At 64.9% G+C, this 14,578-nt stretch carries 16 protein-coding genes; 4 read left to right on the forward strand and 12 right to left on the reverse strand.

Going from position 1 to position 14,578, the window contains the following annotated elements:
- Positions 1-54: 54 nt before the first annotated feature.
- From argE to C167_RS0108340, 6 genes are all read right to left on the reverse strand, one after another.
- Positions 55-1,206, reverse strand: a complete 1,152-nt coding sequence (argE, locus tag C167_RS0108315; protein ID WP_026078893.1) for an acetylornithine deacetylase — start codon at positions 1,204-1,206, stop codon at positions 55-57.
- Positions 1,207-1,418: 212 nt separating this feature from the next.
- Positions 1,419-2,093 carry a DUF1028 domain-containing protein gene (locus C167_RS0108320; protein ID WP_017517807.1) on the reverse strand — a complete coding sequence of 225 codons (675 nt, stop codon included), beginning with the start codon at positions 2,091-2,093 and terminating at the stop codon, positions 1,419-1,421.
- Between the two features lie 192 nt (positions 2,094-2,285).
- Positions 2,286-2,696, reverse strand: a complete 411-nt coding sequence (locus C167_RS0108325) for a RidA family protein (protein ID WP_015474916.1) — start codon at positions 2,694-2,696, stop codon at positions 2,286-2,288.
- Positions 2,697-2,699: 3 nt separating this feature from the next.
- Positions 2,700-4,028: a flavin-containing monooxygenase gene (locus tag C167_RS0108330; RefSeq protein ID WP_017517809.1), complete on the reverse strand. Its 1,329-nt coding sequence runs from the start codon at positions 4,026-4,028 to the stop codon at positions 2,700-2,702.
- A gap of 236 nt (positions 4,029-4,264) precedes the next feature.
- Positions 4,265-4,954, reverse strand: a complete 690-nt coding sequence (locus C167_RS0108335; RefSeq protein ID WP_017517810.1) for an NYN domain-containing protein — start codon at positions 4,952-4,954, stop codon at positions 4,265-4,267.
- A 163-nt stretch (positions 4,955-5,117) separates the two neighbouring features.
- The gene (locus C167_RS0108340) at positions 5,118-6,038 is read right to left on the reverse strand and encodes a LysR family transcriptional regulator (protein ID WP_017517811.1); all 921 of its coding nucleotides are present in this window, start codon (positions 6,036-6,038) and stop codon (positions 5,118-5,120) included.
- A gap of 153 nt (positions 6,039-6,191) precedes the next feature.
- On the opposite strand from C167_RS0108340, the gene C167_RS0108345 reads away from it, so the two are divergent.
- The 3 genes from C167_RS0108345 (at position 6,192) to C167_RS0108355 (ending at position 9,515) form a co-directional block, all read left to right on the forward strand.
- Entirely contained in the window at positions 6,192-7,538 is a 1,347-nt protein-coding gene (locus tag C167_RS0108345; RefSeq protein ID WP_017517812.1) for an aspartate aminotransferase family protein, read from the forward strand.
- Positions 7,539-7,847, forward strand: coding sequence for a cupin domain-containing protein (locus C167_RS0108350; RefSeq protein ID WP_017517813.1), 309 nt, complete (start codon positions 7,539-7,541; stop codon positions 7,845-7,847). It abuts the gene before it with no gap.
- Between the two features lie 171 nt (positions 7,848-8,018).
- Positions 8,019-9,515, forward strand: coding sequence for a CoA-acylating methylmalonate-semialdehyde dehydrogenase (locus tag C167_RS0108355; RefSeq protein WP_017517814.1), 1,497 nt, complete (start codon positions 8,019-8,021; stop codon positions 9,513-9,515).
- 782 nt (positions 9,516-10,297) lie between these two features.
- Here the strand turns inward: C167_RS0108355 and C167_RS0108360 are convergent.
- From C167_RS0108360 to C167_RS0108370, 3 genes are all read right to left on the reverse strand, one after another.
- Positions 10,298-10,723, reverse strand: a complete 426-nt coding sequence (locus C167_RS0108360; protein ID WP_017517815.1) for a GNAT family N-acetyltransferase — start codon at positions 10,721-10,723, stop codon at positions 10,298-10,300.
- Between the two features lie 105 nt (positions 10,724-10,828).
- Positions 10,829-11,143, reverse strand: a complete 315-nt coding sequence (locus C167_RS0108365) for a DUF2845 domain-containing protein (protein WP_017517816.1) — start codon at positions 11,141-11,143, stop codon at positions 10,829-10,831.
- A gap of 73 nt (positions 11,144-11,216) precedes the next feature.
- Positions 11,217-12,023: an NYN domain-containing protein gene (locus C167_RS0108370; RefSeq protein ID WP_017517817.1), complete on the reverse strand. Its 807-nt coding sequence runs from the start codon at positions 12,021-12,023 to the stop codon at positions 11,217-11,219.
- Between the two features lie 190 nt (positions 12,024-12,213).
- Between C167_RS0108370 and C167_RS0108375 the strand changes: the two genes are divergently transcribed.
- A complete protein-coding gene (locus C167_RS0108375) occupies positions 12,214-12,771 on the forward strand; it encodes a hypothetical protein (RefSeq protein WP_017517818.1) in 558 nt (185 codons plus the stop codon).
- A gap of 54 nt (positions 12,772-12,825) precedes the next feature.
- Here C167_RS0108375 and siaD read toward each other — a convergent pair whose 3' ends face one another.
- The 3 genes from siaD to siaB are packed head-to-tail and all read right to left on the reverse strand — an operon-like array spanning position 12,826 to position 14,568.
- Positions 12,826-13,614 carry a biofilm regulation diguanylate cyclase SiaD gene (gene siaD, locus C167_RS0108380; RefSeq protein WP_017517819.1) on the reverse strand — a complete coding sequence of 263 codons (789 nt, stop codon included), beginning with the start codon at positions 13,612-13,614 and terminating at the stop codon, positions 12,826-12,828.
- A gap of 5 nt (positions 13,615-13,619) precedes the next feature.
- A complete protein-coding gene (gene siaC, locus C167_RS0108385; protein ID WP_017517820.1) occupies positions 13,620-14,000 on the reverse strand; it encodes a biofilm regulation phosphoprotein SiaC in 381 nt (126 codons plus the stop codon).
- 25 nt (positions 14,001-14,025) lie between these two features.
- Complete coding sequence (siaB, locus tag C167_RS0108390; RefSeq protein WP_026078895.1) at positions 14,026-14,568, reverse strand: biofilm regulation protein kinase SiaB; 543 nt, start codon at positions 14,566-14,568, stop codon at positions 14,026-14,028.
- Positions 14,569-14,578: the final 10 nt, after the last annotated feature.

The following is a 14,578-nucleotide window of genomic DNA, read 5'->3' on the forward strand; positions in this document are numbered from 1 at the left end:
GCAGAAGAAGACAGTTGCTCCTACGCAGAGCCGGGGCGTAGCGGATAGGCTGACTCAGCCGCGCAACCACTCCGCCAGCCGGCCCATCATTTCATCGCACTTGGCCAACTGCTCCAGGCTGACGAACTCGTCCGGCTTGTGGCCCTGGTCCATGCTGCCCGGGCCGCAGACCACGGTGGGGATGCCGGCCTGGTGGAACAGCCCGCCCTCGGTGCCGTAGGCCACGGTGGTGAAATCCCGCGAGCCGCTGAGTAGAGCGATCAGCTCGGCGGCCTGGGCCTGCTGGTCGGTCACCAGCGCTGGATAGGCGGAAATCTCGCTGAAGCGGATATCCGTCTCGGCCTTCACCGCGCGCATCTTCGGCAGCAGCTCGGCCTCGGCGAAGGCGCGCAGGTCATCGGCGACCTGTTGCGGATCGTCGCTGGGCAGCGCGCGCACCTCGAAATCGAACTGGCACTCGGCGGGCACGATGTTCAGCGCGCGACCGCCGCTGATCACGCCGGTTTGCACGGTGGAATAGGGCGGGTCGAAGCGCGGGTCATGGCGCTCGGGCGCGGCGAGGCGGGTGCCGATCTCGCCGAGGCGGCCGATCAGCTTCGCCGCGTATTCGATGGCGTTCACGCCCTGCGGCGCATAGGCCGAGTGGCACGGCGCGCCGTGCACCTGGCAACGCATGGCGAGCTTGCCCTTGTGGCCGAGCACCGGCTTGAGTTCGGTGGGCTCGCCGATGATGCAGAGCATCGGCTTGTGCTCTCGGTGCTCCAGCGCGGCGAGCAGCGAGCGCACGCCCAGGCAGCCGACTTCCTCGTCGTAGGAGAAGGCCAGGTGCACCGGCAGGCGCAGCGGCTGAGCGAGGAACACGGGTACCGCCGCCAGCACACAGGCGATGTAGCCCTTCATGTCCGCGGTGCCGCGCCCGTAGAGGCGGCCGTCGCGCTCGGTCAGTTCGAACGGCGGGACCGTCCACGGCTGGCCATCGGTCGGCACCACGTCGGTGTGGCCGGACAGGCACACGCCGCCGCGGTCCTGCGGGCCCAGCGTGGCGTAGAGGTTGGCCTTGCCGCCTTCGGCATCGTGGAACAGCTCGCAGGCAATGCCAAAGCCTGCGAGGTAGTCGCGGATGTAGTGGATCAGCGCCAGGTTGGAGTGGCGGCTGACGGTGTCGAAGGCGATCAGGTCGGCGAGGATGTCACGGCTGGAAGGCATGGTCGGGTCCTGCATTGGGGCTTTCTTTGTCAATGCGCGGTTTCGGTGTTTGGGTGAATACCCTCTCCCCAGCCCTGGCTGCGCGCCCCGCTCCGAAGGGAGAGGGGGCTGGCCGTGCCGGCTGACAGCATGGGTTCATCCTGCGACGGATGGTTCCCTCTCCCTTCAGGGAGAGGGTTAGGGAGAGGGGCTCTCGCAGGTCAGGCATTGCGTCACTCGTCCCCCGGCACACCGTAGCTCGGCGCCTTGGTCGGGTCGAGGGCGCGCACGAGGTAGTCCTCCAGCTGCGGCTTGTAGGCCACCCAGAGTTTCTCCAGCTCATCGATGGGCGCTTCGTCCGCCCAGTCCACGCGCAGGTCGACGATCGGCCAGACCAGGTCGCCGACCACCTTCAGCGCGGCCGAATGCACCGGGCCGGCTTCGCCACCGGCGGCCATCGCCGCCTGCATCGCCGCCAGCAGGCGCTCGGCCAGGCAGCCGTTGGCGCTTTCGAAGGCCTGGGTCATGGCCTCGATCACCGCAGTGGAAGACAGCAGATTGCCTGCCGCCACGCAGTTCTCCCCGGCCACGGCGTTGTGCACGCCCAGCGCCTCGCTGCCGGTGAACAGCGCGACCTTGCCGTGCTGGTCGATCACCGTCACCTGGCGGTACTGGCTGTAGCCGTTGCTGGAGAGCGCCTGGTCCAGCGCCGCGCCTGGCTCCAGGCCGGCTTCGAGCCGGTCGAGGATCTGCGGGCCGAGGGCCGGCAGGGTGATGTTCTGCGTGGCCACCGCGCCGACGCCGGCGCGTACCCAGGGGCAGCGGGCGCCCACGGCGATGCTCGAGGAGCTGATGGCGATACCCAGTTGTCCGGTTTCGGCGCAGCGGCCGACGATGGAAAAGGTCATGGTGGCTCCTTGCTTGTTCTACTAGCTAAAACGACAAAGGGCGATGCGGAAAATCCGCATCGCCTGCACGCTTGAAAGCGTCACGAGCGACGGCCAGGCAAGGCGGGGTGGGGCGAGAAAAGCGGAGTTTGCTGTAGCAAATGAGCATTTTCTCGACCGGCCCCAACGCAGCCTGGTCTAGCGCAGTAGCTTTCAGTCCGGAATGACCGCGATGACGTCGATTTCCATCAACCACTGCGGCTGGCCGAGGGCCGAGACCACCAGGCCGGTGGAGATCGGGAACACGCCCTTCAGCCACTTGCCCACTTCCTGGTACACCGGCTCGCGGTAGCGCGGGTCGATCAGGTAGGTGGTGGTCTTGACGATGTGCGACAGGTCGCTGCCGGCTTCTTCCAGCAGTTGCTTGACGTTTTTCATCGCCTGTTCGGCCTGGGCACGCGGGTCACCGAGGCCCACCAGGTTGCCTTCGAAGTCGGTGCCGACCTGGCCGCGTACGTACACGGTGTTGCCGGCGCGCACGGCCTGGCAGAGGTCGTTGTCCAGGGTCTGGTTCGGGTAGGTGTCCTTGGTGTTGAACATGCGGATGCGAGTGTGGGTAGGCATCTCTTACTCCCAGGAAGCGGCTTTTTGTACGGAGGCCTCGCGCTGCGAAGCGTCCCGGTATTCGACATAACGGCGTTGGGTGGCGATGTGGCCGGCCACGTGCTTGGCGTCGTGCCACACGCCCCAGATGAACGAGGAACCACGGCGCGACAGCCACGGCAGGCCGACGAAGTACACGCCTGGCTCGCGGGACACGCCGCGCTGGTGCTTGGGCTTGCCCTTGTCGTCGAAGGCGTCCACCTGCAGCCAGTTGAAGTCCACGGCGTAGCCGGTGGCCCAGATGATCGAGGTGATGCCGGCCTCGGCCAGGTCCAGCTGCAGGATCGGGTTGCGGATGCACTCGGCGTCCGGGTAGACCTTGCGCGCTTCCGGCTCCAGCGGCAGGTCGAGGCCGTTGCGCTCGATGTAGGCGTCTGCGGCGTCCAGCAGGCCGAGGTAGTTGTCGTCGCCGGCTTTCAGGTTGGCCACCAGGTCGTCCTGGAAGGTCACCTTGCCGCCTTCGAAGGACTGGGTCAGGCCGGTCAGGGTGATGCCCTCGTTGGCCAGACGGCGGAAGTCGATGGTCTCGCCGCCACGGGCACCGCTCACGGCGATGGTCACGTGCTCGCGGCCCGGCTGCACTTCCTCGGCGTCCCACAGGCCGAGCACGCCCAGCCACCAGACAAAGTCGCGGTTGCGGTAGGAGCGCGGCGGACGGTCATGGGCGCCCACGGAGAGGTAGGTCTTCTTGCCGGCTCGGTTCAGCTCGTCGGCGATCTGCACGCCGGAGGAGCCGGCACCGATCACCAGCACGGCGCCCTCGGGCAGCTGCTGCGGGTTGAAGTACTTGGCCGAGTGGATCTGGTAGAGACCCTCGTTCTTCGGTGCGATGGCCGGGATCACCGGGCGCTGGAACGGGCCGGTGGCGGAAACGATGCGCAGGGCCTGGAGGGTGCCCTCGGAAGTTTCCACGCTGAAGCCGGGGCGGCCTTCGTTGCGGGTGACCTTCTTCACTTCTACACCGGTGCGGATCGGCGCGTTGAACTGCTTGGCGTAGGCGACGAAGTAGTCGGCGACCTGCTCCTTGTGCGGGAAGTCGTCCGGGCCGACCGGGAATTCCATGTTCGGGAAGCGGTCATGCCAGGCCGGGCCGTTGGCGACCAGCGAGTCCCAACGCCCGGTGCGCCAGGCTTCGGCGATGCGGCTCTTTTCCAGCACGATGTGCGGCACGCCCTGCTGGGTCAGGTGCTCGCTCATGGCGACGCCGGCTTGTCCGGCGCCAACGACCAGCGTGTCGATTTCCAGGTTATCAAGCGACTTCTTGCCGAAGGCGCCTGGATTCAGGTCGGTCATGGCTTGCTTCCTCAGACTCTGATCACGTTTGTTCTTGTTGCGGCTGCGGTGAGCTGTTGGCCGCATTCTGTTCAGAGGCTGGGAATAGCGAAATTATGTTTTTTGTAGTCGCAGGCTAGGGAAAAGCTGCACCCACGCAAACCCCGCGGCCCGCGGGCTGCAGCGGTGGGGGTATAGGATTTTTGGTGGCTGGGGCGATAAATTGAATAGGTAAAAAATCGCCTTCCGACTGTGCTCTACCAATACTCCGGCTTACAGGCAGGCTTCTTGCGGGTTGGAACCCGTGACGGGAATTGGTGGGCGCTCAGCTCTTCGAAGGTAATCAGACGGCGGGTCCAGTGGGCGCATTCCAGCAAGGAGCCCGGAGGTTCGCGCCTGATGCCCTCGCGGTGGGGCAATATCACGCCGATCTGCAATCTCGGGAAGTCCTCGCGCAGTGCTCTCAGCGCTGGCGCCATGTCCGTATCTGCCGAAACCAGCACTATCTGATCGATCCGATCTTCCACGGGGGCATTGCCCTGCTTGTTGGCGAGCCGATACATGCTGATGGCGAGATGTACATCGGTTTCCTTTTCCTCCAACTGCCAGATATCGACCTGATCAGATCTGGAAGCAGGCGTTCGCTTGTCGACGAAGCGGGGAGCCCGGCCGGGCTCCAGGCGATGCCGCCCGAAATGGACCTCTACGCCCTGCGCCTTGAGCGCTCTTATGTAGGTGTCCTGGGCTTGTTTGGAGAGCACCCCGCGCGAGGCGAGGTCTGGCTTCACGCCAGCGGTGTAGTAACTGATGGATGCTATCTGAGACTCTGGCTGTTGCACGTGCAGGACGTGCTGAAGTAACGATGGAAGGTCCAGCCATTTGAACGGCGTTCCGGCCAGCAGGCCGTAGAAGAGGTTATATCCGTCGACGAAGAAGGCGGTGCGCACGACTTTCCAATCCCTAGAAGCGAAGAAACCGGCCAGTTGGCCGGTTTCTTCACCCCAACGGCCAGCGAACTGAATCACTGCGTACGGGGTTGAGTCGTAAAGAAGATGCTAGGGAAGCAGTGGTGGGGCTGTCAATCGGACGGGATCGACAAAAAACGCCCGATCAGCGGCTTTCCGCCACCGCCTCGATGAACCGCTCCAGCACCAGGTTCGGCCGGCGACCCTTGCGGGTCACTACGGTAAGCGGGATGTCGTAGTGGAAGCGCTCCGGCCGCAGTGCGCGCAGGCGGCCCTGGGCGACCCAGTCGGCGGCGTAGTGGTCGGGCAGGTAGCCGATATAGCTGCCGGTGAGAATCAGGAAGGCCATGCCCTCGCGGTCGGAGGCGGTGGCGCTGCCCGACAGCTCCTGGTGCCGCTCCTGCGCCTCGGCGGGGATGCGGTAGCTCGGCGCCACCGCGTCGCAGGCGTGGATTTCTTCCACCGTGATGCTCGCGTCGTCGCGCTCGAACAGCGGGTGCTCCTGGCTGCAGAACAGCAGCGAGCGTTCTTCATAAAGGGCGGAATACTCCAGTCCCGACAGCGGGCTGATGAGCGGCACCACCCCGACATGCAACCGTCCGTCGAGAACTCCCAGCTCGATCTCGTTGGGCGTGGTCATGCCGATGTTGATCCGCACGCCCGGCCCGCTGGCCTTCAGCGCGCGCAGGGCGTGGGTGATGCGCATCTGCGGCAGGGTCACCAGGTTGTTGATGATGCCGATGTTCAGCTCGCCGCGCAGGTGCTGGTGCAGCTCGTTGACCTCGGCGCGGAAACCCTCCAGCGCCGCCAGCAGCGACTGGGTCGCGCGGTATACCTCGCGGCCCTCGTCGGTCAGCGCAAAGCCCGCCCTGCCGCGCTGGCACAGGCGCATCCCCAGGCGCTTTTCCAGGTCGCCCATGTGCAGGCTGATCGCCGAGCGGCTGATGCCCAGCGTGCTCTCGGCGGCCGAGAAGCTGCCGCACTCGACTATGGTTTTGAAAATGCGCAGCAGGCGGATCTCGAAGTCGCTGACCTGGCCCAGGGAAGGTGCGCGGGGTTTCGCCATTTTAGTTTTACCAATCCGAAACTGAACGTAAGAAGAATAAGCTTTAACTCACGTTTAGTCAGGCCCACTCTTAGTCCACAAGAGCAGCTCCCATCGCCCCTTAGAACGATGCGGCCTGCGCGCCCAACAAGACTGTCGTCGAGGACAAGCTCCATGAACCAGCACGTGAACGTCACCCCGTCGGTGGCCAGCGAACTGAACCTGAAGGCCCACTGGATGCCGTTCAGCGCCAACCGCAACTTCCACAAGGACCCGCGCATCATCGTCGCCGCCGAAGGCAGCTGGCTGACGGACGACAAGGGCCGCAAGATCTACGACAGCCTCTCGGGCCTGTGGACCTGCGGCGCCGGCCACTCGCGCAAGGAAATCGCCGACGCGGTCGCCAGGCAGCTGACCACCCTCGACTACTCCCCGGCCTTCCAGTACGGCCATCCGCTGTCCTTCAAGCTGGCCGAGAAGATCACCCAGCTGACCCCGGCCGGCCTCGACCACGTGTTCTTCACTGGTTCGGGCTCCGAGTGTGCCGACACCTCGATCAAGATGGCCCGTGCCTACTGGCGCCTGAAAGGCCAGGCGCAGAAGACCAAGCTGATCGGCCGCGCCCGTGGCTACCACGGTGTGAACGTCGCCGGCACCGCCCTGGGCGGCATCGGTGGCAACCGCAAGATGTTCGGCCAACTGATGGACGTCGACCACCTGCCGCACACCCTGCAGCCGGGCCTGGCGTTCACCAAGGGCATGGCCGAGACCGGCGGTGTTGAGCTTGCCAACGAACTGTTGAAGTTGATCGAACTGCATGACGCCTCCAACATCGCCGCCGTCATCGTCGAGCCGATGTCCGGTTCCGCTGGCGTGCTGGTTCCGCCGAAGGGCTACCTGCAGCGCCTGCGCGAAATCTGCGACCAGCACAACATCCTGCTGATCTTCGACGAAGTGATCACCGCCTTCGGCCGCATGGGCAAGGCCACCGGCGCCGAGTTCTTCGGCGTGAAGCCGGACATCATGAACGTCGCCAAGCAAGTCACCAATGGCGCCATCCCCATGGGCGCGGTGATCGCCAGCAGCGAAATCTACGACACCTTCATGGGCCAGAACCTGCCGGAATACGCTGTCGAGTTCGGCCATGGCTACACCTACTCCGCGCACCCGGTCGCCTGCGCCGCCGGTATCGCCGCGCTGGACCTGCTGGAAAAAGAGAACCTGATCCAGCAGTCGCTGGAACTGGCGCCGTACTTCGAGAAGGCCCTGCACGGCCTGAAAGGCGCGAAGAACGTCATCGACATCCGCAACTGCGGCCTGGCCGGCGCGATCCAGATCGGCGCCCGCGACGGCGACGCCATCGTGCGTCCGTTCGAAGCCAGCATGAAGCTGTGGAAAGAAGGCTTCTACGTACGCTTCGGCGGCGACACCCTGCAGTTCGGCCCGACCTTCAACGCCAAGCCCGAGGACCTGGACCGCCTGTTCAGCGCCGTGGGCGACGCCCTCAACGGGGTGGCGTAAGTGAGCGTACGTCCGAAGGCCGTCCCGACGGTGCAGATCGACAACGACAAGGTCCTGGTCACCGAGTGGCGCTTCGCCCCCGGTGCCGAGACCGGCTGGCATCGCCACGGCATGGAATACGTCGTGGTCCCGGTGACCAACGGCGAGCTGCTGCTGGAAACCCCCGAGGGCGAGCGCCGTGCGCCGCTGGTCCTGGGCGCGAGCTACACCCGCCAGATCGGTACCGAGCACAACGTGATCAACCCCTGCGATCACGAAGTGGCGTTCATCGAGATCGAGCTCAAGGACGGTCAACCGCACAGCCACTGAGCGCGCGGGCACGCGAGAAGGCGCGCCGGGACGAGTCACCTTAGAGTGGCTGCCGGCGGGCCCCGCCGCCCACGCCTCACACCGAACAATCCCCTCTCCCTTCAGGGAGAGGGCTAGGGAGAGGGCTCTCGAAGCCCTCACCCGAACCACTCAAGCGAGAAGAGACAACCCATGACCACCGTCAAGCACCTGATCGGCGGCGAGATGATCGCCGACACCGGCCGCACCGCCGACGTCTTCAACCCGTCCACCGGCGAGGCCATCCGCAAGGTTCCGCTGGCCAGCCGCGAAACCGTGCAGCAGGCCATCGACGCCGCCAAGGCCGCCTTCCCGGCCTGGCGCAACACCCCGCCGGCCAAGCGCGCCCAGGTGCTGTTCCGCTTCAAGCAACTGCTCGAAGCCAACGAGCAGCGCATCAGCCAGCTGATCAGCGAAGAACACGGCAAGACCCTGGAAGACGCCGCCGGTGAACTCAAGCGCGGCATCGAGAACGTCGAGTACGCCAGCGCCGCCCCGGAAATCCTCAAGGGCGAATACAGCCGCAACGTCGGCCCGAACATCGATGCCTGGAGCGACTTCCAGCCGATCGGCGTGGTCGCCGGCATCACCCCGTTCAACTTCCCGGCCATGGTGCCGCTGTGGATGTACCCGCTGGCCATCGCCTGCGGCAACACCTTCGTGCTGAAGCCGTCCGAGCGTGACCCGAGCTCCACCCTGCTGATCGCCGAACTCTTCGAAGAAGCCGGCCTGCCCAAGGGCGTGCTGAACGTGGTGCACGGCGACAAGGCCGCCGTGGACGCGCTGATCGAGGCCCCGGAAGTCAAAGCCCTGAGCTTCGTCGGTTCGACCCCGATCGCCGAGTACATCTATTCCGAAGGCACCAAGCGCGGCAAGCGCGTGCAGGCCCTGGGCGGCGCCAAGAACCACGCCGTGCTGATGCCCGACTGCGACCTGGACAACGCCGTCAGCGCCCTGATGGGTGCGGCCTACGGCTCCTGCGGCGAGCGCTGCATGGCCATCTCCGTGGCCGTCTGCGTGGGCGACCAGATCGGCGACGCGCTGGTCGAGAAGATCGTTCCGCAGATCAAGGCCCTGAAGATCGGCGCCGGCACCTCCTGCGGTCTGGACATGGGCCCGCTGGTCACCGGCGCGGCCCAGCAGAAAGTCACCGGCTACATCGATGCCGGCGTCGAGCAGGGCGCCCAGCTGCTGGTCGACGGCCGCAACTACAAGGTGGCCGGTCACGAGAATGGCTTCTTCGTCGGCGGCACCCTGTTCGACAAGGTCACCCCGGACATGACCATCTACCAGGAAGAAATCTTCGGCCCGGTGCTGTGCATCGTGCGGGTGAACAGCCTGGAAGAAGCCATGCAGCTGATCAACGACCACGAATACGGCAACGGCACCTGCATCTTCACCCGCGACGGTGAAGCGGCGCGTCTGTTCTGCGACGAGATCGAGGTCGGCATGGTCGGTGTCAACGTGCCGCTGCCGGTACCGGTGGCCTACCACAGCTTCGGCGGCTGGAAGCGTTCGTTGTTCGGCGACCTGCACGCCTACGGCCCGGACGGCGTGCGCTTCTACACCAAGCGCAAGGCCATCACCCAGCGCTGGCCGCAGCGCAAGTCGCACGAAGCGGCGCAGTTTGCCTTCCCCAGCAATGGTTGATGGTGAATAAGCGGTGAGAAAAAGGCCGGTCTGATGACCGGCCTTTTTTATGCGCGGCCGTTATTTGCGGATCAGAAAGGTGGTACGTAGTTGGGTACTAGATTGGCTCCAGCGATTCGGTTTACGTAGGAGCGGACTCCGTCCGCGATGCTTCCCGGTGTGGTGTTCTGCGCTGCTTCGGCGTGCGCGCTGACTTCTTGTTTCGCCCCCTCGGGCGAGTTCCTTTTGGCAAACGCCCCAAAAGGAACCAAAAGGTCTTGCCCCGGACATCCGGTTTTTCGCTTGGGGCGAAAAATGCCCTCGTTGAATCGAAGTTTCAGGGGCACGCTGCGAAGGGCCGTCCCTGGCCCATCGCAGCTCTCGCGACGTCATGTCGCTCAACCCCTGAAACTCCGCTTCAACGAGGCCTCCTGAACGGGGCCGTTCGGCGTGCGCGGATGTTTTTCTGGAAGTCTTTAAGAGCCGGAGCCGGAGCCGGAGCCGGAGCTGGGACGTAGGGCGAATAACCCGGAACGGGTTATCCGCCGCTAAGGCTCTTCTACCGGTGGGACCGTGCCATTGCCGCCCCCTCACCCCAGCCCTCTCCCCAAGGAGAGGGAGCCGTCTGTGCCGGCTGACGATGAGGTTTCATCCTGCTCCGAACGGTCCCCTCTCCCGTATGCGGGAGAGGGTTAGGGTGAGGGCTTTTGATCTTGTCGGCACGGACTCTGGTTGATCCGGCGAGATTTGCGTTGGGCGGGTTCGCGAGCAAGCTCGCTCCTACAAGGAGTTGCGAGCGGGAATCAGCCGAGGTGTTTCTTCAGGTAGATCCGCTGATGCCCCGGCGGGCAGTCTTCCAGCACGCCCATGCGTTCGAAGCCCTGCTTCTCGTAGAAGCCGGGGGCCTGGAAGCTGTAGGTGTAGAGGAACAGCCCGACGCAGCCGCGGCGGCGGGCTTCGTCTTCGGCCAGGGCGATGAGCTGGCTGCCCAGGCCGCTGCCGCGCTGGTCGTCCTGCAGCCAGAGGTAGTCGATGTAGAGCCAGCCCATGCCGGACTGGCCGAACATGCCGCCGACCACTTCACCCTCTGCGTTACGCGCGTAGAGTTCGAAGTCGTCATAGGTGTTGCTGCGGCCCATTTGCCCGAGGTTGTAGGCGAGCAGGCCCTTGACCACGATGTCGCGCGCCTGCGGGTCGATGCCCAGGGTGAATTCGAATGGGGTTTGCATGGTGCCCTCCGGATTGGCGAAGGCCACCAGTCTAGGGAGATGCCCGCGCGATGGGTAGGCGCCTTTGGTAGCGGCGGGCGTGCTGGGACGAACAGCGCGGGAAGTTCAGAGCAGTTCCTTGCGCGTGGTGTTGATCAGCTGGAGCTGCGTGTCGCGGAAGAACAGGTAGCGATAGGCGCCGTTGCTGGGGCCATACATCCAGGTTTCCAGCTGTGGCTGTCCGGGGATGAACTTTCCGTCGGGCCCGCGACGCGGTTTGGTGGGAGGCGTGACCACACGCTTGTCCGGTTGCCCGCATTTGGCGAGCACTTCGTCCATCGGGTCGCCTTCGTTGATCAGGCTGGTGCCGCAGCGCAGCGTGCCGGCATGGGCGGTTCCGGCGGCCAGGGTGAGGAGGAGTGCTGTCAGCCAGGGGCGCATGGGTCGGTTCCGTTGCGGGTTCGCTGCCAGTCTAACGCCCGGCAATCAGCCGTTTCATTGCGCTGATGCAATGTCAGCGCACGGGCCCCACATTGCGCACATACAGGTCCTTGCCACCATTGCCGCTGCCGCCCCGCGCCTGCAGTTCGAAGCGCTTGGGGTGGCCCTTGATCAGGTCGCTGAGCTTCTTGAAACCATACAGGCGCGGATCGAACGCGGGTTGCAGCTTGCTGATGTTCTGCCCGAGGGCACCCAGCTGCACCCAGTCGTCGTCGTCGCCGTCGAGGTCGTCGAGCACCTTGGCGATGAAGTCCAGCGGGACCTTCTGTGACTTGGGCTTGGCGGCGGGTTTCGGCGTGTCGTTGGCGCTTGGGGCGGCACTCTTGTCGGCCATGGTGATCGGCTCGGCAGGTGCCTCGGGCGCAGCGCGCAGGATCTCGGTGTAGATGAACTTGTCGCAGGCGGAGACGAAGGGCTTGGGCGTCTTCTCTTCGCCGAAGCCATAGACGGACAGGCCCTCTTCGCGCAGGCGCGCGGCGAGGCGGGTGAAGTCGCTGTCGCTGGAGACCAGGCAGAAACCGTCGAAGCGTCGGGTGTAGAGCAGGTCCATGGCGTCGATGATCAACGCGCTGTCAGTGGCGTTCTTGCCGCTGGTGTAGGCGAACTGCTGCATGGGTTGTATGGAGTGATCGAGCAGCACCTGCTTCCACTTGCCCAGATTGGGCTTGGTCCAGTCGCCATAGATGCGCTTGACGCTGGCGACGCCGTACTTGGCGATCTCCTCGAACAACCCTTCGACGATGGCGGCGGGGGCGTTGTCGGCGTCGATCAGCACGGCGAGGTGGGTCTGCTGGCGAGTGGCGGGGGACTTGTTGGCCATGCTGGATCCTTTGCTGGGGTTCAGACGACCTTAGTGCGCGAGGCCGGGCGCGACAACCCGGATGCACCAATGGAGTCATTGCGCCATCATCGGCATGGGCATATCCTCCGCCCCCGTTCAGGGAGGAACGTGGCGCCATCATTCGATCGCGAACTGCCTGGGCGTCCCATCTGCCATCGAAGGAATGACCATGCTTCGCTTTCTCTGCGTTTCCCTTTTCGCGATCCTGCTGACCGGCTGCGCCTCTTCGGCGAAGGTCGAGAACATGCAGGTCAATGACCAGCAGGCGCATACCCAGGGCTACGATGCCGCGCTGCGCGACAATCTCCAGGTCGCCGACGTCGAGGGCGGCAAGAAGACCAACCCGATGTGGACCTCGCAGATCGACGGCGCCGACTTCCGCGCTGCACTGGAGCAATCCCTGGGCAAGGCCGGGCTGCTCGGCCAGGGCGACAAGGCGGCGTATTCGCTGCGCACCAAGCTGGTCAGCCTCGACCAGCCGGTGTTCGGCTTCAACTTCACCGTGACCTCGACCGTCGAGTACAGCCTGGTGGAAAACGCCGGTGGCCGCGTGGTCTGGCAGGAAACCGTCAAGGAGCCCTTCACCGCTGGCGTGGGTGATGCGTTCTACGGCGTGACCCGTCTGCGCCTGGCCAACGAAGGCTCGGCCCGCGCCAACATCAACACCCTGCTGCAACGCCTGGGTAGCCTGAAGCTGGGTGCCGGCCAGGTGTCGCTGCAGAACTGATCTCGCGCTGCAAAAGAGCCCGGCCTTGGCCGGGCTTTTTTCCGGGTGCCGCCGTTACGCGGATGAGAACTCGCATTTGTCGCGCCCGCTGCGCTTGGCGTCCAGCAGGGCGGCGTCGGCGCGGCTCAGGGTCTGGGAGTAGCTCTCGCCCGGCTGGTGTTCGGCGACGCCGAAGCTGGCGGTAACGGACAGGGCGTCAGTACCTACACGCACGGCCAGGCAGCGAATGTCGTTGCGCACGCGCTCGATGATGACGGCGGAATCGGCCAGGCGGGTGTCGGGCAGGATCAGCAGGAATTCCTCGCCGCCCCAGCGGCCGCAGAGGTCGTACTGGCGCAGGGCGGCTTCCATGGCGCGGCCGATTTCCACCAGCACGCGGTCGCCGACTTCGTGGCCCCAGGTGTCGTTGACCTGCTTGAAACGGTCGACGTCGAGCATGGCCAGTACGTACGGATCGCCGTGGCGCTGGGCGCGCTCGCTTTCTTCGCGCAGACGCTCCATCAGCAGGCGGCGGTTGGCGATGCCGGTGAGGGTGTCGTGGGTCGAGGCTTCCTTCAGCGCGATGTTCAGGTCGCGCATCATGTCCTGGTAGCGGTCGGAGATGCGCGCGACCTTTTCCAGCTGACGCAGCTGCTTGTGGTAGCGCTCGGACAGCGTGCTGTTCTGCTGCCGGGCCATGGACTGGAAGCCGTCGGAAATCCTTGCGATGCGTTCCAGGCGCGCGAGCTGGTCGAGGGATTGCTGGTGCTTCTGGTACAGGGCCTCGCGCAGGGGGTGCCCTTGGTACTGGGGGTCGGCCAGCAGCTCTTCGATCAGCAGGTCCAGCTCGCGCTCGCTAGTCATGGCACTTACTCGTCGTAGGCTTGGATGACGAACGGGAAGGTACAGTCCTCGCGGAATTCCTCGGCCAGTTCGGCGACGCGCTCGTTGCGTCGGTCATAGTGCCATGCGACGCGGGTGCTGCGGCCCTGGCAGTGGGCTTCTTCGAGCAGGTCGAAGATGTCCATCATGGCCTTGATCGAGCTGGTGTTGAGGTACAGAAGGCGCAGGTCGAGTTCCAGCGGCCGCTGTTCCTGGGTGAGGAAGCGTTCGACCCACTCGATGACCTGGCCGAACAGCTCATAGGAGTTCTCCGGGTAGGAGTCGCCTTGCATTGCGAGGATGCCGGCCTGCCAGTCGCCGTGGATCTGTGGGGTGGATTGGGTTCCGGTGACGTTGAGATCGCTCATGTCGGGTCTTCCTGAATTTCGCGGTTCAGATCACGGCGCGCAGGCTGAAGAAGGCGCGGCCGTCGGGTTGTTCGGTGAGGGAGGTCTTGAGCGGCGCGCTGGACTTGCGGGCAATATCCAGCAGGCCAAGACCCGCGCCGGTGGAGGCTTCGGCGTCGCGCGGGCGACGCAGCTGTTCCTTGTAGGCCGCCTTGAGCTGGGCCTTGTCGAACCCGGCGATGGCTTCGATACTGCGCACCAGCCCCTGGCCGTCGGCCAGTTCCACCAGGTTGCCGGCGGAGACCACGTAGTGGCCTTCGTCGTTGCGGGCGATCGCCACGGTGGCCGAAGCTTCCTGCTCGTTGTAGCCGCGCTGGGTGGCGTAGTGGCGGATGTTCTGGGTCATCTCGATGTAGACCGCGAACACGTCCATTGCTTCGCTGGGATGCGCCTGCTCGGCCTGCATGTAGTTGCGCAGCGCGTGGCCGATCTCCTCGATCAGGCTGCGCGAGATGGGCCCGTTGAAGCAGAGCAATATGCGTTGCCGGGTAAAGCTCTCGCGCATGGCCAACAGATCTAGCGATTCCATGGATTAACCC

It is taken from the genome of Pseudomonas nitroreducens TX1 (assembly GCF_000313755.1).
Classification (GTDB): Bacteria; Pseudomonadota; Gammaproteobacteria; order Pseudomonadales; family Pseudomonadaceae; genus Pseudomonas; species Pseudomonas nitroreducens_A.